Genomic DNA, 21,426 nt, shown 5'->3' with positions numbered 1-21,426 from the left:
TCAATTGCTGAGCCGCTCAAAGCGGCTCAGCAGGGACGGCTTATTACGCAGGCTCAACTTCTTGCTGCCAGCTTCTTGGTGACGCGCCTCATCGATAGCGGCCTGGTAGGCCTGGCGCTTGGCGTCGTGCCGCTGGTCCGACAGCAAGTCGGTCCAGCTCGCCTTGACCTCATGCACCATCGTCTGCAGGTACGCCGGCACCGTGGTGTATTGCTGCTGCTGCTGCTGCTGCTGCTGACGGTGTTGCTCCTGCCGGTTGGGGGACCCAGGGCTAGGAGGCGGCTGCGGTGGCGGCTTTGGGGCGTGAGGAACCGTGGATTGCAGAGAAATTTAGATCAAATTGGCCTCTAGCGCTTGATGGATAAGCGCTAGAAGCTATTGAAATGTGAGCGTTCTTGTCACTCCAGTGCGAAGAAAGCCACGCGAATCCTCGGCGTGCCCACAGGGATGCTGTGTCTGAAGCGAGCAAGACTAAGGACAGGCGGCTGCCTTTGACTATCGCTCAGGGTGAAGTTGATAAATCGTGAGAAGATTGTTTTGCAGCGATTGCTGTCATCCAAACCGTGCCATCTAAGGCGCACTATCGGGAAAGAGCTGCCGCTGGCGGTGTGAGAAAGCCCTCGCAACACTGGCACTCTCCGAAGCCCGCCCCTAGCGGGCTTTTTTGCGTGCGTGCGTTCAACTCGCCAAGCGGGGAGTGGCCTGATAAAGTGCCGCGCGGGAGAAAAAGCCACTTATGAAAACCACTCTGCGTCACTGCTTGCAACTTTGCGTCTTGAGCCTGCTCATGCTGGTATCGACCACCTCCTTCGCCCAATGCTTGAACAGCGGCCCCAATGAGGTCACCTGTAGTGGCAACAGCAATGGGACCACGGTAGTCGGAGCGGTAGCAGATGACACCTTCATCTTCGCTGCAGGCGTTATCGGCGATATCACCGTTATTTCCGGAGGCGGTAACGACAGCATCGACTTGTCTGCCTTGGGTGCTGGGGTCACCTTGGATTTGTCCAATGGTGCGGGCTATCAAACAGTTGCGCCAGGCCTGCGGCTATGGGTGCAGGGCTTTGACACTCCTGGGGCCAACTACAGGGTTCTAGGTTCAATCGCCGGAGGCAATACGCTGACTGGCGCCGCCGGAAACGACACCCTGGTTGGCGGGGCTGGAATCGACGCTCTAACCGGCGGCGCAGGCGACGACATCCTGGACGGCGCTGGCGGTGCTGACACACTGGACGGAGGGTTGGGCACCGACACTCGCGTCAACGCGGGCGCGGGCTGTACGGGCGATGTCTTGGTGAGCATCGAAACCGACCTTTGCCCTGCGGCTCCCGTGGTGCCCGCTGGCGCTTCCGCAATCCCCACCATGTCTGAATGGTCCCTGCTCGGAACCTCGATCGCGCTGGCCCTGGTCAGCTGGGCAAGGTTGCGGGGGCGCATTCATGGCAAGCGGATCTCGCCAAAATGAACGCCCACCACTGATCACCGCAAATCAGACGCCGTGCAACAGGAGGCGGTCTCCCAGCTACGGCCCAGGTGGCAATCGCGCGTGTGAGTCAACTTCAGAGCGGCCCAAACATCGACTCTGCTTGACCTCGTAGTGCTTCCTCCACCAGCAACTGCAGGAGGTTCTGCCGCATCGGGTCGTCCGAGTCGCGGACACATGCAGGCACCGTGTCAAAGCGAGCTCGCTTCACGTCGATAGTCGTGCCCTGGAAGGTGACATCGTTGACAACGACCCGCCGGGCCAATGCTTGGACACGCCCGAAGGCGTCTTCCGGCACCGTCTCGGATACCTCAATGGTGATGTTCATAGGTTACCTCTCAAGCCGCCTGCGTGGCGCTCAGAACGCCCGCGGGGATCGACTGCTTGGACGTTGCTCTTCGAGGAGTGACCAATGGCGAACTGAACTCTAACTCTTCAAAGCCGCCTTGCCCAGGGTAGGCGTAGTCCTACAAATTCCGTCGTCAGCTACCGACCGCATACCGCTTGGGCCCGCCATGAAATTGCTTCGCAGGCAATGTCGCCTGAACTTTTCTGGAGATAGTTATGACGACCAATCAACAGCGAAATCAAGGTCAGAGCAATCAATCTCAGCAAGACCAGCAGAACCAGCAAAACCGCCAGCAGGATCAAAGCAATCCTCAGAATCAGCGGAATCAGCAAGGCCAGCAACAACAAGGCAGCGACCAAAACCGCCAGCAGGGCTCCGACTACAGCCAGAAGTCGAATCAAGGCAGCCGCGGGACTGATCAGAGCCAGCCTGACGACAAGGTGTGATGGTTGGTGGGCGTGTTGCTTCACGCCCGCTGCGGCGATCCAGGCGCAGCAACTGCCTAGGTCTTCCGACCTTATGAGCCCGCCACGCGCGGGCTTTTTAACGCCTGTGCCTTCACCTCAGGCCAACCCGTCGCAGTACGCCGCTAGGATGGAGCCCTTCAAAAACCGGGAGACAGAGCCTGTGGGGATATATGCCTCCAGATGGCTGGTCATTGCGTCGTTTGCCGTCCCCATCCTCAAGCGGTCAAGACTGCAATGCCACGATGGGCGAGGGAAGCCCAGGCATCGGAGCCAACCCCGCGCTGATCCCGTCACGACTGCCCAGTTTCGGTTGCGACGGCGCCGGATGCGAGCAAGAAGTAATCTTGATCCTTTGCTCGGCCTCTACCGATTTGAACGAAGCTGTTTGCCCTGTAGAAGGCGAGCGCATTGGTGTTTTCGGCGACACATTTGAGCTGGTAAGGGGTTGTCGACCAGCCCGGTAGCGCGAGCAATAGGGCTCGCCCAACACCTCGATTTACAGCATCGGGATGAACGTGTAGGTGGTGGACAAAGTTGTTCGGTTCCCAAACCGAAATGAAGCCTAGAAGGCGATCCCCATCAAAGGCGAGGAGTTGCATTTCGCCCATCGTCTGGAGATCGAAATCTTCTAACGCGAACTCAGATGATTCTTCCCAGAAAAACGCGGTCCGACGCGAGTCAAAGAACAGAGCGCGAAGTGATGTTAGGTCTTCGGGCAGAGCGGAACGAATGAACAAGCCCGTCTCCAAAAAAATGTTGCGATCATAAAATCGTTCACCAACGAACACGCACTATCGGCCAAAAAGCGGATCCATAGCGCATCGGGAGGATCGTCAGAGCCGAGCAACAAGGTCCGTGATCAACCAGAGCGCCATGCCAAGCATCGCTATCGCCGTCACCGCGTCCACCATGCGCCAGCTCTTTGACGGGATCAGCCAATGGCTGGCACCTCTTGCCAGTGTCACCCACGCAGTGAACCACACGATGGACGCGAGAAAGGCACCGACGGAGAAGGTCACACCGGCCTTAGTGGGCAGCGCTGCTCCCACCGACCCAAGAATGACCACGGTGTCAAGCCATGAGGCAGGATTTCCAAGAGACATTACCAAGAGGCGGCGAACCCAGCTTGCTTTGCCGACTTTTGTCGCAGACGCAACCGAAGCGCCAGACCCTCTGACGGCAGCGCGCGCCGCTTTGACGGCGTGGCCGATAAGCAATGCAACTCCAGCGAATTGCAAAAGCACTTGGAGAGCAGGGAAGGTTTCAAGCGCTGCTGAGACACCCAGAACGCCCCCAGCAATCAGAACGAGATCGCTGCCGCTACTGATGGCGACGAGCATCACCCGAGAACGTCCTAGAAGAGCTTCGCGGAAAACGAGAACGTCTTTGGGGCCAGGACAAATGAAAAGGCCCAAGGCAAGCACAAAGCCTTGCATGGCAGCGGAGAGGTCGAGCATGTCGGAATAGCCGACAACCTCTCAAGCTGAACCGGTGGTTAATGGATGTGAGATTTTATCTGCGGCGCCGCTGATGCGGTAGGACCTGCTGCCCTTGCCCCGATCCAGCTCAAAAGTGAGCGGCAGTTTGTAGCCGGTAGTACTCATTCGTTTGCGGTCGCCCTATGACTGCAACCAGCGTAAAGCAGCCCCCCCTCACCACTCCGCAAAACTCCCATCCTTGTGCCGCCACACCGGATTCCTCCACCGGTGCCCCTGCTGCGCGCGCTCCCGCACGTACTCCTCGTTCACCTCAATCCCCAACCCCGGCCCGTTCGGGATGGCCACCATCCCGTCCTCGTACTTGAACACCTCTGGGTTGGACACGTAATCCATTAGGTCGTTGTCCTGGTTGTAGTGAATGCCCAGGCTCTGCTCCTGGATGAAGGCGTTGTAGCAAACGGCGTCGAGCTGCAAATTGGCCGCCAGCGCGATGGGACCCAGGGGGCAGTGCAAAGCCAGGGCCACGTCGTAGGCTTCGGCCATGGTGGCGATCTTGCGGGTTTCGGTGATGCCGCCGGAGTGCGAGGGGTCGGGCTGGATGATGTCTGCATACCCCTCTTGCAGCACGCGCTTGAAGTCCCAGCGCGAGTACAAACGCTCGCCCAGGGCGATAGGGGTGGATGAGATGCGCGCGATTTCCTTGAGCGCTTCTTCGTGCTCGCTGAGCACGGGCTCTTCAATGAACATAAGCTTGTAGGGCTCCAGCTCCTTGATCAGCACCTTGGCCATGGGGCGGTGCACGCGGCCGTGAAAGTCCACGCCGATGCCTACGTTCGGGCCCACTGCCTCGCGCACGGCGGCCACGTTTTGCAGGCAGCGCTCCACCTTGTCGAAGGTGTCCACAAACTGCATTTCTTCGGTGCCGTTCATCTTCACGGCGGTAAAGCCGCGGGCCACGGCGTCGCGGGCTTGCTGGGCTGTCTCGCTGGGGCGGTCGCCGCCGATCCAGCTGTACACGCGGATGCGGTCGCGTACATTGCCGCCCAGCAGTTCGGACACAGGCACGCCCAGGGCCTTGCCCTTGATGTCCCACAGCGCCTGATCGATGCCGGCCAGTGCGCTCATGTGCACGCCGCCGCCGCGGTAGAAACCGCCGCGGTACAGCACCGTCCAGTGGTCTTCGATGTGGCGCGGGTCTTTGCCGATGAGGTAGTCGCCCAGTTCTTCGACTGCGGCGGCCACGGTGTGTGCGCGGCCTTCAAGCACGGGTTCGCCCCAGCCGACGATGCCTTCGTCGGTTTCGATTTTCAGAAAGCACCAGCGCGGGGGAACGATGAACGTGGTCAGTCGGGTGATCTTCATGGGAGGGCGGGGGAAGGGGGCAAGAGAGGACGTTGAAGAAAAAGAACTGGACTAGGCGCTGGCGGTGGCCTTGCCGGGTGCGGTGGCGGCCGCTGCAGCGCGTGCCGCGCCGTAGGAGGTGTGCCATGCGGCCACAAACGCGGCGGCCTTGCCGGCCACGTCGGTGGCGCTGTCGCCAGGGCGGTACAGGGCCGAGCCCAGGCCGAAGCCGCTGGCGCCGGCGGCGGCGTAAGTGGCAATGTTTTCGGGTGCGATGCCGCCCACCGGCACCAGGGCCATGGGCGGGGTGATCACAGCGCGCCAGGCCTTGAGCACATGCGGGGGCAGAGCCTCGGCCGGGAAGAGCTTGAGCATGTTGGCGCCAGCGGCCAGCGCGGCATAGGCCTCGGTCAGCGTGGCCACGCCGGGTGCGCAGGCCATGCCGGCAGCGCGCGCGGCGCGGATCACAGTGGGGTCGCTATGGGGCATGACGATGATCTGCCCGCCGGCGGCCTGTACATCGGCACACGCCTCGGCCGACAGCACCGTGCCCGCGCCGACAAGGCAATCGGCAGGCAACGCGTCGCGCAGCGCACGGATGCTGGCCAGCGGCTCGGGCGAGTTGAGCGGCACCTCGATGATCCGAAAACCCGCGTCGTACAGCGCGTGGCCAATGGCCGCGACCTCATGCGGCCGCACGCCGCGCAGGATGGCGATCAGGCCGCACTGCTGCATGGTCTTGTACAGATTCTTGTCGATCGGGTTCATGCGGCGAGGCTCCTGGTGGATGGGGTGGGCTGCGCGTGGATGGTGGTCGTCACCAGCCCGGCGGCCTGCGCGATCTGCCACAGGCCGGTGATGGTGGCCTGCGCGGCAATGGTGGGCGGCGCAAATCCGTAGGCTTGCAGCGCGAGCGTGTATCTGCGGCACAGGTCGGGCTCGCCACACAGCACCAGCTGGTGCGGCGCGGCGCTCGTGGGCGGGTGCACGCGTGCCAAGCCTGCGATCTCATGGCCGATGAGGACGCCCGAGAGGTAGTCCGCCTGCGCGGTGGCGGGCAGCGCGCCCGCGAGGCCCAGGGTGCGGGTGCTGAAGATGTGCGACAGCAGGCCCAGGTCGGCATCGCTGCCGCGTGCCACCTGCAAGCCCTGCGCAAATGCGCCGTCGTCGGGCTCGGCTGGCGGCTGCATGGTCTTGCCCAGGATGGTGTGCCCGCGCAGTGCCGCAAACACTTCGCCCGTCATGAAGGTGTGGAACCGCTGGATGCTGCTCCGGGTGCCATCCTTTTGCGCCACCACCCACTTGCTGTGCGTGCCGGGCAGGCCTACCAGCAGCGGGCCTTGGCCTACCAACGTGGCATCGGCCAGCACGCCCAGCACCTGCGTTTCTTCGCCGCGCATCACGTTGGGCAGGCCCGCGCGCTGCAGCAGACCGGGCACGATGTGCAGCGGCGTGGCGTTGCCACGGCCCACCACCGTCAGCCCGCGCGCCAGGTCGTCCAGCGAGGTGGGTGCGTCGAGGTATTTGGCTTCGCGCCAGCCTTGGGCACTGCCGACCATGCCGCAGGCCAGCAGGGGCACCGAGGGTAGTGCGGCCAGCCAGTCGCTGCAGGTGTCTTGCAAGGCACGCGCGAAAGCCGCACCGGGTTGTGCACCTGCTTCGCCCGCGGGTGCCGGGGGCAGGTTCATGATGCCCCAGGGGCGGCTGCGCTGCTCTAGCACCTGCCCGCTGGCACCCAGGCGGAAGGCACGCAGCGAGCTGGTGCCCCAGTCCAGGGCCACTAGGCGGGTGTCAGCGAGGTCGGCGGCGATATCTGCCATGGCGTGCTTATTTGCCCCAGCGCAGCACCAGCGGGTCTAGCCGGCGTGCGATGTCAATCAGGCCCCGGCGCACTTCGGGGTGCATGGCCGGAAAGGGATGGCGGCCGGCCTCGCAGGCGATCACGCCGCCTTCTTTCATCAGCGCCTTGGCGGTCAGGATGCCGCCCTGGCGGTTTTCGTGGTTGATGAGGGGCAGCCAGCGCTGGTAGAGCGCAAAGGCCTGGTCCATATCGCCCTGGCGGTGCGCCTCGATGATGGGGCGGATGCCGTCGGGGAAGGCGCCGCCCGTCATCGCCCCGGTGGCACCAGCATCCAGGTCGGCCAGCAGGGTGATAGCCTCTTCGCCATCCCACGGGCCCTCGATGGCTGCGCCGCCCAGGCGGATCAGCTCGCGCAGCTTGCTGGCCGCACCCGGCACTTCGATCTTGAAGTAGGCCAGGTTCTCGATCTCCTGGGCCATGCGCGCAAGGAACGGGGCCGACAGCACGGTGCCGCTGGCGGGTGCGTCCTGCACCATGATCGGAATGCTGATCGCGTCGGACACGCCGGCGTAGAACTCGTAGATCTGCGCTTCGGGCACGCGGAAGGTAGCGCCGTGGTAGGGCGGCATCACCATCACCATGGCGGCGCCCATGTCCTGCGCGGCGCGGCTGCGCTCGGCGCACACCCGGGTGCCGTAGTGGGTGGTGGTGACGATCACCGGCACGCGGCCAGCCACATGTTCCAGCGACAGACGAGTCAGCGTCTCGCGCTCGGCATCGGACAGCGAGAACTGCTCGGAGAAGTTGGCCAGGATGCAGAGGCCATCCACACCGGCGTCGATCATGAAGTCGAGGCAGCGCTTCTGGCTTTCAAGGTCCAGGGTGCCGTCTTCATGGAAGGTGGTGGGCACGACGGGGAAGATGCCGCGGTAGCGGGCGGGGGCAGCGGTAGATGTCATGGGTCAGGTGGCTTTGATGTCGTTCTTCTTGGCGATTTCGCCCCACAGGCGATAGTTGTCGCGGGTCAGTTTGGCCAGCCGTTCCGGTGTGCCGCCGCCCACCATGTCACCGTTCTTGGTGATAGTGCCGCTGACCGCCGGGTTGGCGAGCGCCGCGTTGAGCGCTGCATTGGCCTTGCTGACCATCTCTGGCGTGAGGCTGGGCGGGCCCCACAGGCCGACGAACACGGTCACGAGGAAGTCCTTCAGGCCCGCTTCGGCCGCGGTGGGCACGTCGGGCAGCGCTGGCAGGCGCTCGGCTCCGGTGACCACAATGGCGCGCAACCGGCCGGATGCGATGAACGGGATGAGCAACGACGCGGCGTCCACGATGCAGGGCACCTGGTTGCCCACCACGTCCTGGATGGCCGGAGCGCTGCCTTTGTAGGGCACCTGGTTCATCGGCGGCAGACCGGCGCGCTCGCGCAAATGCTCCATCGCCAGATGGGTGTTGCCGCCGCTGCCCGCTGAGGCATAGCTGAAGCCCCCAGCCTTGACGCCCGCCCGCACCCAGGTGCGGAAGTCTTCGAGCGTCTTCACCGGTGCAGATGGGTGCACGCACAGCACCAGCTGCGATTCCAGCACCAGCCCGATGGGCGTGAAGTCCAGCGGGTTGGGCGACGGTGTCGCATAGGTGTGCGGGTTGATGGTGAGGCTGGTGTTGGCCACCAGCAGTTTGTGGCTGTCGTTCAGGCGCAGGGCCTCGGCCGCTGCCAGGTTGCCGGAGGCGCCGGGCTTGTTTTCCACCACCACCGGTTGGCCCAGCGCGCTGGCAAGGCCGTTGGTGATGAAGCGCGCGCCAGCGTCGGTCAAGCCGCCGGGCGGGTAGCCGACAAGCAGCGAGACGGGCTTGGAGGGCCAAGCCGGTGCAGCGGCCAAGGCAGATGTGGCGCCCAGCGCGGACAAGGCACTGCCGGCTGCCGCGGTAAGAATGGTGCGTCGGGAGGGGGACCGCATGGAGTCTCCTTGTTCTAGTTTCGAGCGGGCGTGATCAGTGCGAATGGCGCGGCACGGCCGAGCCGCGGCAGCCCACCAGAAAGTCGAAGTCGCAGCCTTCGTCGGCCTGCAGCACATGGTCCACATACAGGCGCTGATAGCCACCGCGGCCGCCCTGGTCGGTGGTGGACAGCGCAGCCAGGCGCGCGGCCAGCTCTTCGTCGCTGATATCGAGGTGCAGGCGGCCTTGTTCGCAATCGAGCTCGATGAAGTCACCATCACGCACGGCGGCCAGCGGGCCGCCGTCAGCGGCCTCGGGCGCCACGTGCAGCACGACGGTGCCGTAGGCGGTGCCGCTCATGCGCGCGTCGGAGATGCGCACCATGTCCTTCACGCCCTGGCGCAGCAGCTTGGGCGGCAGGCCCATGTTGCCCACCTCGGCCATGCCGGGGTAGCCCTTGGGGCCGCAGTTCTTCATGACCATCACGCAGCTGGCGTCGATGTCCAGGTTCTCATCGACGATGCGCTCTTTGTAGTGCTCCAGGTTCTCGAACACCACGGCGCGGCCCCGGTGCTTGAGCAGCTCGGGCGATGCGGCGGAGGGTTTCAGCACCGCGCCACGCGGCGACAGGTTGCCGCGCAGGATGCAGATGCCGCCGTCTGCGATCAGCGGGTTGTCGATCGTGCGGATCACCTCGTCGTTGTACTGGGGCGCCTCGCGCACGTTGTCCCACAGGCTCTTGCCGTTCACGGTCAGCGCGTTGGGGTGGGGCAGCAGGTTGTTCTCGCCCAGTCGGCGCAGCACGGCGGGCAGGCCACCGGCGTAGTAGAACTCTTCCATCAAGAAACGGCCCGAGGGCTGCAGGTCCACCAGCGTGGGCGTGCCGCGGCCGATGCGCGTCCAGTCTTCCAGGTCGAGCTGCACACCCATGCGTCCGGCAATCGCCTTGAGGTGGATGACCGCATTGGTCGAGCCGCCGATGGCGGCGTTGGTGCGAATGGCGTTCTCGAACGCTTCGCGCGTGAGGATCTTGGACAGCGTCAGGCCTTCGTGCGCCATCTCCACAATGCGTTTGCCCGACATGTGGGCCAGCACATAGCGGCGTGAATCCACGGCCGGGATGGCCGCGTTGTGCGGCAGCGACGTGCCCAGCGACTCGGCCATGCAGGCCATGGTGCTGGCCGTGCCCATGGTGTTGCAGGTGCCGGCGGAGCGGGACATGCCCGCTTCGGCCGCAAAGAACTGGTGCTCGCTGATTTCGCCGGCCTTCAGCGATTCGTGCAGCTGCCACACGGCCGTGCCCGAACCGATGTTTTTGCCTTCGAGCTTGCCGTTGAGCATGGGGCCGCCGGTGACCACGATGGCGGGCACGTCGCAGCTGGCCGCGCCCATCAACAGCGCGGGCGTGGTCTTGTCGCAGCCCACCAGCAGCACCACGGCATCGATGGGGTTGCCGCGAATGGCTTCTTCCACATCCATGCTGGCCAGGTTGCGCGTGAGCATGGCCGTGGGGCGCAGGTTGGATTCGCCGTTGGAGAACACCGGGAACTCCACCGGAAAGCCGCCCGCCTCGTAGATGCCGCGCTTTACATGCTCGGCGATCTTGCGAAAGTGGGCGTTGCAGGGCGTGAGCTCGGACCAGGTGTTGCAGATGCCGATGATGGGGCGGCCGTCGAATTCATGGTCGGGGATGCCCTGGTTCTTCATCCAGCTGCGGTACATGAAGCCGTTCTTGTCGGCCGTGCCGAACCAGGCAGTGGAGCGGAGTTTGCGCGGGGTGGTGGTCATTGTGGGTGCGGGTCAGAGAGATGATTGAAAGGGGTGTCAGGGCCGCTTGGCGGCGCGGCGCGTGAGCAGGCGCTGCAGCAGGCAGAAAACAAACAGCAGCACGCCGACGACGATGCGCGTCCACCACGAACTGAGCGTGCCGTCGAACGAGATCAGGGTCTGGATGATTCCGAGCATGAGCACGCCGAACAGCGTGCCCACTACGTAGCCGACGCCGCCGGTGAGCAGCGTGCCGCCGATCACCACGGCAGCGATGGCGTCAAGCTCCATGCCCACGGCGTGAAGGCCGTAGCCCGAAAGCATGTACAAGGTGAACACCACGCCCGCCAGGGCAGAGCAAAAGCCCGAGAGCGTGTACACGCCGATGACCGTGGCGCGCACGGGCAGGCCCATGAGCACGGCGGAGTTCTCATTGCCGCCCACGGCATACACTGCGCGGCCAAACGGCGTGCAGTGCGCGATGAACAGGGCGGCCAGCAGCACCGCGATGGCGATCAGTGCGCCCAGGGACAGCGACGCGCCTTCCCACAACTCCAGGCGCCACTGCGACAGCTCGGAATACGCTTCGTTGGCGATGCTGATTGAGTCGATGCTGATGAGGTAGCACAGCCCGCGTGCGAGGAACATGCCGGCCAGCGTCACGATGAAGGGCTGCAGCTTGAAGCGCTCGATCAGGAAACCCATGAACGCGCCAAAGAACGTGCCCATGAGCAGCACCAATGGCACGGCCACCGCGGGGCTCCAGCCCCGGTGCTCGACCAGCGCGGCCAGCACCATGGTGGTCAATGCGACCACCGAGCCCACCGACAGGTCGATGCCACCCGACAGGATGACAAACGTCATGCCCACAGCCACGATGATGAGGAAGGCGTTGTCAATCAGCAGGTTGAGGAACACCTGGGCCGAGAAGAAGCCGGTGTACATCACCGAGCCCAGCGTGGCCATGGCCACAAACAGCGAAATGGTGGCGGCGAGCGGCAGGTACTTGGGATTCCACCGGGCGCGCGCTGCGCTTGGCTGAGGCGCCACCTCGGCGGCAGCGTTGAAAGAAGTCTTGGGCACGGCGCTCATGACATGGCTCCTGCGCCCGGGCGGCGTGCGATGGCGCCGATCTGCGCGCGGAACTCGGACGATTGCAGCAACATGACGATGAACACCACCACGGCCTTGACCACCAGGTTGACCTCGGGCGGTACGCCCAGCGAATAGATGGCGTACGTCAGCGTCTGGATGATGAGCGCGCCGATCACGCTGCCCACCAGGCTGAAGCGCCCGCCCGTCAGCGCCGTGCCGCCCAGCGTCACGGCCAGGATGGCGTCAAGCTCCAGCAACTGGCCGGCGTTGTTGCCGTCGGCGCTTTTCACGTTGGAGCTGATCAACAGCCCCGCGATGCCCGCGCACACGCCGCAGAAGACGTAGGCCGCTACAGTAAGCCGGCCCGCCTGCACCCCAGCTACCCGCGCGGCTGTGGGGTTGATGCCCACGGCTTGCACGAACAGGCCCAGCGCCGTGCGCGTGACGGCCAGGTACAGCACGGCAAACACGGCCGCCACGATGAACAGCGAGAACGGCAGCCCGGCCAGGTACCCGCCGCCGATGAAGAAGTAGGGCGTGTAGTAGATGGTGATGATCTGCCCGTCGGTGATGAGCTGGGCAATGCCCCGGCCCGCCACCATGAGGATCAGCGTGGCGATGATGGGCTGCATGCCCACGCGCGCCACCAGCACGCCGTTCCACAGCCCGCAGAGCAGGGCCACACCAAGGGCGCCCAGGATGGCCACGGGCAGCGGAAAGCGGCTTTCGGTGCCCGACACCGAACCACCGATCATCCAGGCCGCCACCGCAGCCGTGATGGCTACGACGGCACCTACCGAGATGTCGATGCCGCGCGTGGCGATCACCATCGTCATGCCCAGAGACACCAGCACCAGCGGCGCCGCGCGGTTGAGGATGTCGATCAGGCTGCCGTACAGGTGCCCGTCGCGCCACTCGATGCGCAAGAAACTGGCGTTGAAGGCCGTGTTGACGGCCAGCAGGAGCAGCAGCGTGATGATGGGCCACGCCAGGCGGTGGTGCATCAGCGCTGCAAAAGGGGAAGGGGTATTGCGTTCGTCAGACATACAAGTTATTCATGGCGTAGCGCACGACACTGGCGCGGCCTAGGCCAGGGCGGCCGCGCAAGGGCCGCCCCGCCGCGCTGGCTGCGTCCCCCTGCCCGCAGCGCATAGCGATGCGAGAGCGGGGGGAAGACGCGAAGCGGCTCAGGGGGGTGTTCTCTATTTCAAGCATGTTGTTCAGCAGCGATCAGTTCGTAGACGGCGTCTTCAGTGCTGCCGGCAGGCAGCTCGCCGACCTTGCGGCGGTCGCGGAGCACGACGATGCGGTGGGATACGCGCACCACCTCGCTCATCTCGGACGAGATGAACAGCACGGCCATGCCGGCCTGCGCCAGGCGCAGGATCTGGTCCATGATTTCCTGTTTGGCCGCCACGTCGATGCCGCGTGTGGGTTCGTCCAGGATCAAGAGGCGCGGCTCGATGGCCATCCAGCGCGCGAGGATCGCCTTTTGCTGGTTGCCGCCGGACAGCAGGCCGATGGGGGTGTCCACGCTGGCGGTCTTGATGCCCAGCAGCTGCACGTAGCGGTCGGCAATGGCCGTCTGCTCGGCGCGTGACAGGAACTTGCCCACGCCCATGCGGGCCTGCAGTGCCAGCGCAATGTTCTCGCGCACCGAGAGCTCGGCCACGATGCCGTCGGTCTTGCGCTCTTCGGGGCACAGCGCCAGGCCCTGGCGAATCGCATCCATGGGGTTGGAGAAACTCACCGCCTTGCCGTCGATGCGCAGCATGCCGCGGTCAGGCTGCTCCAGCCCGAAGAGCAGGCGCGCCAGCTCGGTGCGGCCCGCGCCCAGCAGGCCCGCCAGGCCCACCACTTCGCCCGCGCGGATCTGCAGGTCCAGTGGTTGCAGTTGGCCGGTTTGCCCCAGGCCTTCGGTTTGCAGCAGCGCGGTATCCGATGCGTTCGCCACGGGTGGCGGCGATGTCTGCGCAGCCTGTGCGGCCAGATCGCGGCCCAGCATGGCGGCGATCAAGGCTTGGGGGCCCAGGTCTTTGACAGGCCATTCGCCCACCCAGCTGCCGTTGCGCAACACGGTGATGCGGTCCGACACGGCATACACCTGGTTCAAAAAGTGCGTCACGAAAACGACGGACAAGCCCTCGCCACGCAGACGGCGCAGCACTTCGAAGAGTTTTTGCACTTCGTCGTCATCGAGGCTGGAGGTGGGCTCGTCCAGGATCAGCACGCGCGCTTCGATGCTGAGTGCGCGGGCAATGGCCACCAGCTGCTGCACGGCCACGGGGTAGTCCGACAGCAGGCGCGTCACATCAATGGACAGCCCGATGCGCTCCACCAGCTCGCGCGAGCGCTGGTGCATCTGAGCCCAGTCGATGCGGAACCCCTGCGCGATGCTGCAACGCGGATAGCGGCCTGCAAAGATGTTCTCGGCCACCGAGAGGTTGGGGCAGAGGTTGACCTCCTGGTACACGGTGCTGATGCCCAGGCGCTGCGCGGCCAGTGGCGAATCAGGCCACACAGGCTCGCCGCCCAGTTGCATCTGGCCGCCGCTGGGCTTGATCACGCCCGTCAGCACCTTGATGAGCGTGGACTTGCCCGCGCCGTTCTGCCCCATCAGCGCATGGATCTCGCCGGGGTACAGGCGCAGCTGCACATCGCGCAGCACGGGGATGCCCGCAAACTGCTTGTGAATGCCCGTGAGTGCAAGCACGGGAAGAGGAGGAGGGTTGTTCATGGTGATTTGCGATGCCGTGGTCAGGCCAACAGTCCGCGACCCGGGCGCGGCGCAGGCCAGTGCCCCCGCGCAAGGGCCGCCAAGCTGCTCAGGCGGCGCTTTGCTCGCGTGCGCTGGGGGCGTCCCCCTCCCGACTTGCGCAGCGAGGCGAGAGAGGGGGAAGGAGCGAAGCGACTCAGGGGGTGCTTCATGTCGTCAGGCTTTGTTCTTGTTGTAAACGTCGACCAGCACGGCAACCAGCAGCACCACGCCCTTGATGACTTGCTGGTAGTCGATGCCGATGCCCAGGATCGACATACCGTTGTTCATCACGCCCATCACAAAGGCGCCGATGACAGCACCCATGACCTTGCCCACACCGCCCGACGCCGAAGCGCCGCCGATGAAGCAGGCCGCGATGACATCGAGCTCGAAGCCCAAGCCGGCTTTGGGCGTGGCGGTGTTCAGGCGCGCGGCAAACACCAAGCCTGCCAGCGCGGCCAGCACGCCCATGTTGACGAAGGCATAGAACGACAGGCGTTCGGTCTTGATGCCTGAGAGCTTGGCCGCCTTTTCGTTGCCGCCCATGGCGTAGATGCGCCGGCCGATGGTGGTGCGGCTGGTGATGAAGTCGAATAGCACGATCAGCAGCGCCATCACGATGAGCACGTTGGGCAGGCCCTTGTACGAAGCGAGCAGATAGCTAAAGTAGATGAGCAGCGCTGCAAATACTGCGTTGCGCGCCACGAAGAAGGCGGTGGGCTCCACGTGCACACCGTGGCGCAGCCGGTTGGCCCGGGCACGGACGCCTGCCACCACCAGCGCTGCGGCCACGACCACGCCCAGCAACAGCGACGTGAGCTTCACGCCCTCCACGCTGAACAGGTCGGGCATGAAGCCCGAGCTCAGCATCTGAAACGCCTCTGGGAAGGGGCCGACCGATTGCCCGGCCAGCAGCGCCAGCGCCAGGCCCTTGAAGACCAGCATGCCGGCCAGCGTGACAATGAACGAGGGAATCCGCGAGAACGCGACAAACCAGCCCTGCACCGCGCCAATGAGGCCGCCGCACACCAGGCAGGCCAGCGTGGCGGGCACGAAGTGCCACTGGTACTGCACCATCAGCACCGCGGCGAGCGCGCCGATGAATCCGCACACGGACCCTACCGACAGGTCGATGTGCCCGGCCACGATCACCAGCAGCATGCCCAGCGCCATGATGACGATGTAGCTGTTTTGCAGCACCAAGTTGGTCAGGTTGAGCGGCTGCATCAGCGTGCCGTCCGTCATGTACTGGAAGAAGCCCATGATCGCGACCAGCGTGATCAACATGCCGTACTCGCGCAGGTTGTGCTTGGCGTGGTCCAGCAGCGAACGGGTAGGGCGCGCGGGCGCACCCGGTGCAGGTGCGGCTGCAGCGGAGGCAGTGGGGGAGGAAGTGGTTGTCTGGCTCATATCGTTTATCTGTTGCGCTCGTTTCGCTGTTTTAGCTCTGGGCCTCTGAGACTGGCGCGATCCAGGCCAGTGCACCCGTGGAACTGGCTTTGCCAGGCCACCGGGTGCGTCCCCCTCCCGCGTCGCGCAGCGAGGCGAGAGAGGGGGAAGGCGCGAAGCGACTCAGGGGGTGCTTCATCGGACAATCACGCGCATGATCTTTTCCTGCGATGCCTCGGCAGTCGGCATCTCGGCGACAAAGCGGCCTTCGTTCATCACGTACAGCCGGTCCGTAATGCCCAGCAGCTCGGGCATTTCCGACGAGATCACGATCACACACTTGCCCTCGGCCGCCAGCTGGGCGATGAGGGTGTAGATCTCGTACTTGGCGCCTACGTCAATGCCGCGCGTGGGCTCGTCGAGGATCAGCACCTCGGGGTTGGTAAAGAGCCATTTGCTCAGCACCACTTTTTGCTGGTTGCCGCCCGACAGGTTGAGCGTCTTCTGGTCCACGCCCGAGCAGCGGATGCGCAGCTTCTCGCGGTAGTCCTGCGCCACGCGGTGTTCGCGGCCGCTGTCGATCACTGCGGCAGTGGCCACTCCATTGAGGTTGGCCAGCGACACGTTGAACTGGATGTCTTCGTTCAGTACCAGTCCGTTGCCCTTGCGGTCCTCGGTTACATAGGCCAGGCCATGGCCCACGGCCTTTTCTACCGTGCCCACGTCGATCGGGCGGCCATGCAGCAAAACCTGGCCACTGATGCGCTCGCCCCAAGAGCGGCCAAAGATGCTCATGGCCAGCTCGGTGCGGCCCGCGCCCATCAAGCCGGCAATGCCCACGATCTCGCCCTTGCGGACCTGCAGGTTGATGTTTTTGATAAAGGCGCGCTCGGGGCGTTGCGGGTGGTAGGCATGCCAGTCGCGCACCTCAAACACCGTTTCGCCGATGCGCGGCTCGCGCGGGGGGTAGCGGTCGGCCATTTCGCGGCCGACCATGGCCTTGATCACACGGTCTTCGCTGACCGGTGCGGCGCGGCAGTCCAGCGTCTCCACGGTGCTGCCGTCGCGCAGCACGGTGATGGAGTCCGCCACGCGCGAGATCTCGTTGAGCTTGTGCGAGATCAGGATGCAAGTGATGCCCTGGGCCTTGAGCTCCAGCAGCAAATCCAGCAGCGCCTGGCTGTCGTTTTCGTTCAGGCTCGCGGTGGGTTCGTCCAGGATCAACAGGCGCACCTGGCGCGAAAGCGCCTTGGCGATCTCCACCAGTTGCTGCTTGCCCACGCCCAGGTGGGTGATCAGTGTTTCGGGCGATTCGCGCAGGCCCACCTTGTGCAGCAGTGCCTGCGTTTTGCTGTGCGCCGCCATCCAGTCGATGACGCCGTACTGCGCGGTCTCGTTGCCCAGGAAGATGTTTTCGGCGATGGAGAGCAGGGGTACCAGGGCCAGCTCCTGGTGGATGATGATCACGCCCAGGTGTTCGCTGTCGAGGATGCCGCCGAACTGGCGTTCTTCGCCGTCATAGACGATCTCGCCGCTGTAGCTGCCATGTGGGTAGACACCGGAGAGCACCTTCATCAGCGTGGACTTGCCCGCGCCGTTCTCGCCGACGATGGCGTGGATTTCACCCGCCTTCACGCGCAGGTTCACTTGGTTCAGTGCCACCACACCAGGGAATGTTTTGCGGATATTCCGCATTTCAAGAAGCATGGTCTCGGAGTCTCTTGGCGGGCCGTGGGCCCATCGTCGCGTCTGTTGCACGGCAGCCTGCAAGGCCTGTGGGGTGCACTTGCAGGCGGCCAGTCCCAAGCCGCTTTGGGTTCGGCTTGGAGCTTCTTACTTGTTTGCCTACCTACTTACTTGACCTGCGATTCCTTGTAGTAGCCGCTGCCCACCAGGATGGAGTTCCAGTTGGAGGCATCCACCGACACGGGCTTGAGCAGGTACGAAGGCACCACCTTCACACCGTTGTTGTAGGTCTTGGTGTCGTTGATTTCGGGCTGCTTGCCCGACAGGGTGGCGTCCACCATGTTGGCGGCGACCTTGGCCAGCTCGCGCGTGTCCTTGAACACGGTGGAGTACTGCTCGCCCTTCAGGATGGACTTGACCGAGGGCACCTCGGCATCCTGGCCGCTGACCACGGGGCAGGGCTGCTGGGCCGTGCAGTAACCGACGCCCTTCAGGGACGACAGGATGCCGATGGACAGGCCGTCATACGGCGACAGCACCGCGTGGACCTTGTCCTTGCCGTAGTAGGCCGACAGCAGGTTGTCCATGCGCGCCTGGGCCACCGAGCCGTCCCAGCGCAGCGTGCCCACCTTGTTCATGCCCGTCTGCTTGCTGCGCACTACCAGTTTGCCGCTGTCGATGTACGGTTGCAGCACGCTCATGGCGCCGTCGTAGAAGAAGAAAGCGTTGTTGTCGTCGGGCGAGCCGCCGAAGAGTTCGATGTTGAACGGGCCCTTGCCCTGCTTGAGGCCGAGCTTGTCGACGATGGAGGTGGCCTGGAGCACACCCACCTGGAAGTTGTCGAACGTGGCGTAGTAGTCCACGTTCTTCGAGCCCTTGATGAGGCGGTCATAGGCGATGACCTTCACGCCCTTGTCCGCAGCGCTTTGCAGTACGCGCGAGAGGGTGGTGCCGTCGATGGAGGCAATCACCAGCACCTTGGCGCCCTTGGTGATCATGTTTTCGATCTGCGCGAGCTGGTTCGGGATGTCGTCGTCGGCGTACTGCAGATCGGTCTTGTAACCGCGCTCCTTGAGCACCTTGACCATATTGTCGCCATCGGCAATCCAGCGCGACGAGGACTTGGTGGGCATCGAGATGCCGATGCTGCCCTTGTCCTGCGCCAGTAGCAGGGGCGATGCGCCCATGGCGGAAAGGGCCACAGTGGCCAGCACGGTCTTGAAAATTGCACGCTTCATTGAGTGTCTCCAGGTGTTGTTGTGTTTTTGCGCTTGCGCGCGCCAGGGCTTTTTTTGAAACTGACGCTCATCCAACCAGAGCCGCCAGGCAGCGAAGTGGGCTTTCCTTCTGCATGCGCTGGCGGCTCAATGGCTGTTAGTACTTCCGGTTCGGAAACTCTTTGGCGGCCACTTCCATGGGGAAGATGCCTTCTTCGGTGACGATGCGCTTTTGCACCGCCTTGCCAGCCTTGATGTCCTTGACCGCGCTCATCAGTTGCGGGCCCAGCAGGGGGCTGCACTCCACACTCACGTTGAGCTTGCCGGCGATCATGGCTTCGAACGCGCCCTTAACCGCGTCGATGGAGATGATGGTGATGTCCTTGGCGGGCTTGAGGCCGGCTTCTTCGATGGCCTGGATCGCGCCGATGGCCATGTCGTCGTTGTGCGCGTACAGCACGTTGATCTTCTTGCCCTCGGCCTTCAGGAAGGCTTCCATCACTTCCTTGCCCTTGGCGCGGGTGAAGTCGCCGGTCTGCGAGCGCAGGATCTTGAACTTGGGGTCGGCCTTGATGACTTCTTCAAAGCCCTTCTTGCGGTCGATGGCGGGGGCAGAGCCCACGGTGCCTTGCAGTTCGACGATGTTGACCTCGCCCTTCTGGTCCTTCATCTTCTCGACGAGCCAGCGGCCGGCCTTGCGGCCTTCTTCGACAAAGTCCGATCCCATGAAGGTGACGTACAGCGAGGTGTCCTTGGTGTTCACCGCGCGGTCGGTCAGCACCACGGGGATCTTCGCGGCCTTGGCTTCGCGCAGCACCGGTTCCCAGCCCGACTCAACCACCGGCGAGAACGCAATCACGTCCACCTTCTGCGCGATGAAGGAGCGGATGGCCTTGATCTGGTTCTCCTGCTTTTGCTGGGCGTCCGAGAACTTCAGCTCGATGCCGGCCTCCTTGGCGGCAGATTTGATGGACTCGGTGTTGGCGGTGCGCCATTCACTCTCGGCACCCACCTGGCTGAAGCCCAGCACGATGGGCTTTTGGGCCCATGCAGCGCCCGGGAGCAGTGCGGCCACGGGCACGCTGGCCAAGGCGGCGGCTACGGTACGGCGGTTCAGTTTCATCATCTTGTCTCCTGTCTTTAATGGTTGGTTGACGATGGTTGCGGGAACGGGTGTCAGCGATCAGACGGGGCGGCTGGTGGGGCTCAGGCCAGCATGTAGCCCGTCTTGACGGTGGTGTAGAACTCGGCGGCGTAGCGGCCCTGCTCGCGGGGGCCGTGGCTCGATTCCTTGCGACCGCCGAACGGCACGTGGAAGTCCACGCCCGCGGTCGGCAGGTTGACCATGGTCATGCCCACCACCGCGTTGCGCTTGAAGTGCATGGCGTATTTGAGCGACGTGGTGCAGATGCCCGCGCACAGGCCGTAGGGCGTGTCGTTGGCCAGGGCCAGCGCGTGTTCGTAGTCGTCGGCGCGCAGCACGCATGCCACGGGGCCAAACACTTCTTCACGGGCAATGCGGTGCTCGGGCCGGGCCAGAAACAGTGCGGGGCTCATGTAGTGGCCGGGGGTGGCGCGTTCGATGCGTTCGCCGCCCCACACATGTTCTGCGCCTTCGCTGCGGGCGATGTCGACGTAGCCCAGGTTCTGCTCGAGCTGGCTGCTGTCCACCACGGGGCCCATCTCGGTGCCGCGCTCGAGCGCATTGCCGACCTTGAGCGCCACCAGCCGCTGGCGCAGCCGGGCCACAAAAGCGTCGTGCACGCTGGATTCGACGATGAGCCGGCTGGATGCCGTGCAGCGCTGGCCGGTGGAGAAATACGAGCCTTGCAGCGCGCAGTCGATGGCCTGGTCCATGTCGGCGTCGGCCAGCACGATGAGCGGGTTCTTGCCCCCCATCTCCAGCTGCACCTTGGCGCGGCGTGCCGAGGCTGCACGCAGGATGCGGTCGCCGGTGGCCACCGACCCGGTGAAGCTCAGCGCATTGACCAGCGGGTGGTCCACCAGCGTCTGCCCGACCTCGCGGCCGCTGCCCATGATGAGGTTGAACGCGCCAGCGGGCAGGCCGCTACGGCTGATGATTTCGGCCAATGCCCAGCCGCAGGCCGGCACCAGTTCAGCGGGCTTGAAGACCACGGTGTTGCCGTAGGCGAGGGCGGGAGCGATCTTCCAGGCGGGGATGGCGAACGGGAAGTTCCACGGCGCGATGATGCCGACCACGCCCACGGGCTCGCGGGTCACATCTACCTGCACGCCCTGGCGCACCGAGGCCATCAGTTCGCCCGGGATGCGCAGCGCCTCGCCCGCAAAGAACTTGAAGATCTGGCCGCTGCGGGCGACCTCGGCCACGGCTTCGGGCAGGGTCTTGCCTTCTTCGCGGGCCAGCAGCATGCCCAGCTCGTCCTTGCGGGCCAGCAGCTCGGTTCCGATCATGTCCAGCACATCGGCGCGGCGCTGTGGCGTGCTTTGGCTCCAGTAGGGCAGGGCGTCCGTGGCGGCACGCACGGCCAGTTCGGTCTGGTTGCGATCGGCCCGGGCGTACTCGGCCACCACTTCACGGGTGTCCGAAGGATTGGTGCTGACGCCTGTGGTGGTGCCGATCTCCCAGCGGCCATTGATCAGGTGCCGGGGGTTCTGCTGCATGTCGCCGAACTTCATGGAGGCCTTTGTAACTATTGCGGCGAAGTCTATGGATGATT

20 protein-coding genes are annotated in these 21,426 nt (G+C 64.3%); 2 read left to right on the top strand and 18 right to left on the bottom strand.

Features of this window, described 5'->3' with window-relative positions:
- On the bottom strand, positions 1–201 hold the full coding sequence (locus ACSQ3Q_RS14695) for a hypothetical protein (protein WP_436135098.1): 201 nt from the start codon (positions 199–201) through the stop codon (positions 1–3).
- Between the two features lie 535 nt (positions 202–736).
- Here ACSQ3Q_RS14695 and ACSQ3Q_RS14690 point away from each other — a divergent pair.
- Positions 737–1,465 carry a hypothetical protein gene (locus ACSQ3Q_RS14690; protein ID WP_436135097.1) on the top strand — a complete coding sequence of 243 codons (729 nt, stop codon included), beginning with the start codon at positions 737–739 and terminating at the stop codon, positions 1,463–1,465.
- Between the two features lie 94 nt (positions 1,466–1,559).
- Here ACSQ3Q_RS14690 and ACSQ3Q_RS14685 read toward each other — a convergent pair whose 3' ends face one another.
- A complete protein-coding gene (locus ACSQ3Q_RS14685; protein ID WP_436134336.1) occupies positions 1,560–1,811 on the bottom strand; it encodes a hypothetical protein in 252 nt (83 codons plus the stop codon).
- A 236-nt stretch (positions 1,812–2,047) separates the two neighbouring features.
- On the opposite strand from ACSQ3Q_RS14685, the gene ACSQ3Q_RS14680 reads away from it, so the two are divergent.
- Positions 2,048–2,278: a hypothetical protein gene (locus tag ACSQ3Q_RS14680; protein WP_436135096.1), complete on the top strand. Its 231-nt coding sequence runs from the start codon at positions 2,048–2,050 to the stop codon at positions 2,276–2,278.
- A 311-nt stretch (positions 2,279–2,589) separates the two neighbouring features.
- On the opposite strand, the gene ACSQ3Q_RS14675 is transcribed toward ACSQ3Q_RS14680, so the two are convergent.
- The 16 genes from ACSQ3Q_RS14675 to ACSQ3Q_RS14600 all read right to left on the bottom strand — a co-directional run bounded on the left by ACSQ3Q_RS14675 (position 2,590) and on the right by ACSQ3Q_RS14600 (position 21,385).
- Positions 2,590–3,036, bottom strand: coding sequence for an N-acetyltransferase family protein (locus ACSQ3Q_RS14675; protein ID WP_436135095.1), 447 nt, complete (start codon positions 3,034–3,036; stop codon positions 2,590–2,592).
- A gap of 96 nt (positions 3,037–3,132) precedes the next feature.
- The gene (locus ACSQ3Q_RS14670; protein WP_436135094.1) at positions 3,133–3,756 is read right to left on the bottom strand and encodes a LysE/ArgO family amino acid transporter; all 624 of its coding nucleotides are present in this window, start codon (positions 3,754–3,756) and stop codon (positions 3,133–3,135) included.
- 195 nt (positions 3,757–3,951) lie between these two features.
- Positions 3,952–5,100, bottom strand: coding sequence for a galactonate dehydratase (dgoD, locus tag ACSQ3Q_RS14665; protein WP_436135093.1), 1,149 nt, complete (start codon positions 5,098–5,100; stop codon positions 3,952–3,954).
- 51 nt (positions 5,101–5,151) lie between these two features.
- Positions 5,152–5,847, bottom strand: a complete 696-nt coding sequence (locus tag ACSQ3Q_RS14660; RefSeq protein ID WP_436135092.1) for a 2-dehydro-3-deoxy-6-phosphogalactonate aldolase — start codon at positions 5,845–5,847, stop codon at positions 5,152–5,154.
- Positions 5,844–6,899 (bottom strand): 2-dehydro-3-deoxygalactonokinase, encoded by a 1,056-nt coding sequence (locus tag ACSQ3Q_RS14655; protein WP_436135091.1) that lies wholly within the window; start codon positions 6,897–6,899, stop codon positions 5,844–5,846. Before ACSQ3Q_RS14655 ends, ACSQ3Q_RS14660 begins: the two co-directional genes overlap by 4 nt.
- A gap of 7 nt (positions 6,900–6,906) precedes the next feature.
- Entirely contained in the window at positions 6,907–7,839 is a 933-nt protein-coding gene (locus ACSQ3Q_RS14650; protein ID WP_436135090.1) for a dihydrodipicolinate synthase family protein, read from the bottom strand.
- A 3-nt stretch (positions 7,840–7,842) separates the two neighbouring features.
- Entirely contained in the window at positions 7,843–8,835 is a 993-nt protein-coding gene (locus ACSQ3Q_RS14645) for a Bug family tripartite tricarboxylate transporter substrate binding protein (RefSeq protein ID WP_436135089.1), read from the bottom strand.
- Between the two features lie 34 nt (positions 8,836–8,869).
- On the bottom strand, positions 8,870–10,603 hold the full coding sequence (locus ACSQ3Q_RS14640) for an IlvD/Edd family dehydratase (protein WP_436135088.1): 1,734 nt from the start codon (positions 10,601–10,603) through the stop codon (positions 8,870–8,872).
- Between the two features lie 36 nt (positions 10,604–10,639).
- Positions 10,640–11,674 carry a galactofuranose ABC transporter, permease protein YjfF gene (yjfF, locus tag ACSQ3Q_RS14635; protein ID WP_436135087.1) on the bottom strand — a complete coding sequence of 345 codons (1,035 nt, stop codon included), beginning with the start codon at positions 11,672–11,674 and terminating at the stop codon, positions 10,640–10,642.
- Complete coding sequence (locus ACSQ3Q_RS14630) at positions 11,671–12,723, bottom strand: ABC transporter permease (RefSeq protein ID WP_436135086.1); 1,053 nt, start codon at positions 12,721–12,723, stop codon at positions 11,671–11,673. The genes yjfF and ACSQ3Q_RS14630 overlap by 4 nt, the downstream gene beginning before the upstream one ends.
- Positions 12,724–12,884: 161 nt before the next feature.
- Positions 12,885–14,414, bottom strand: coding sequence for a sugar ABC transporter ATP-binding protein (locus ACSQ3Q_RS14625; RefSeq protein WP_436135085.1), 1,530 nt, complete (start codon positions 14,412–14,414; stop codon positions 12,885–12,887).
- 195 nt (positions 14,415–14,609) lie between these two features.
- Entirely contained in the window at positions 14,610–15,845 is a 1,236-nt protein-coding gene (gene mmsB / locus ACSQ3Q_RS14620) for a multiple monosaccharide ABC transporter permease (protein WP_436135084.1), read from the bottom strand.
- A 174-nt stretch (positions 15,846–16,019) separates the two neighbouring features.
- A complete protein-coding gene (gene mmsA / locus ACSQ3Q_RS14615) occupies positions 16,020–17,531 on the bottom strand; it encodes a multiple monosaccharide ABC transporter ATP-binding protein (protein WP_436135083.1) in 1,512 nt (503 codons plus the stop codon).
- A gap of 146 nt (positions 17,532–17,677) precedes the next feature.
- Entirely contained in the window at positions 17,678–18,748 is a 1,071-nt protein-coding gene (chvE, locus tag ACSQ3Q_RS14610; RefSeq protein WP_010461390.1) for a multiple monosaccharide ABC transporter substrate-binding protein, read from the bottom strand.
- A 136-nt stretch (positions 18,749–18,884) separates the two neighbouring features.
- Positions 18,885–19,850 (bottom strand): ABC transporter substrate-binding protein, encoded by a 966-nt coding sequence (locus tag ACSQ3Q_RS14605; protein ID WP_436135082.1) that lies wholly within the window; start codon positions 19,848–19,850, stop codon positions 18,885–18,887.
- An 83-nt stretch (positions 19,851–19,933) separates the two neighbouring features.
- Complete coding sequence (locus tag ACSQ3Q_RS14600; RefSeq protein WP_436135081.1) at positions 19,934–21,385, bottom strand: aldehyde dehydrogenase family protein; 1,452 nt, start codon at positions 21,383–21,385, stop codon at positions 19,934–19,936.
- Positions 21,386–21,426: the final 41 nt, after the last annotated feature.

This window comes from Acidovorax sp. LjRoot129, from assembly GCF_964253765.1.
Taxonomy (GTDB): domain Bacteria; phylum Pseudomonadota; class Gammaproteobacteria; order Burkholderiales; family Burkholderiaceae_C; genus Acidovorax.
This window is presented reverse-complemented; position numbering and strand designations above follow the sequence as displayed.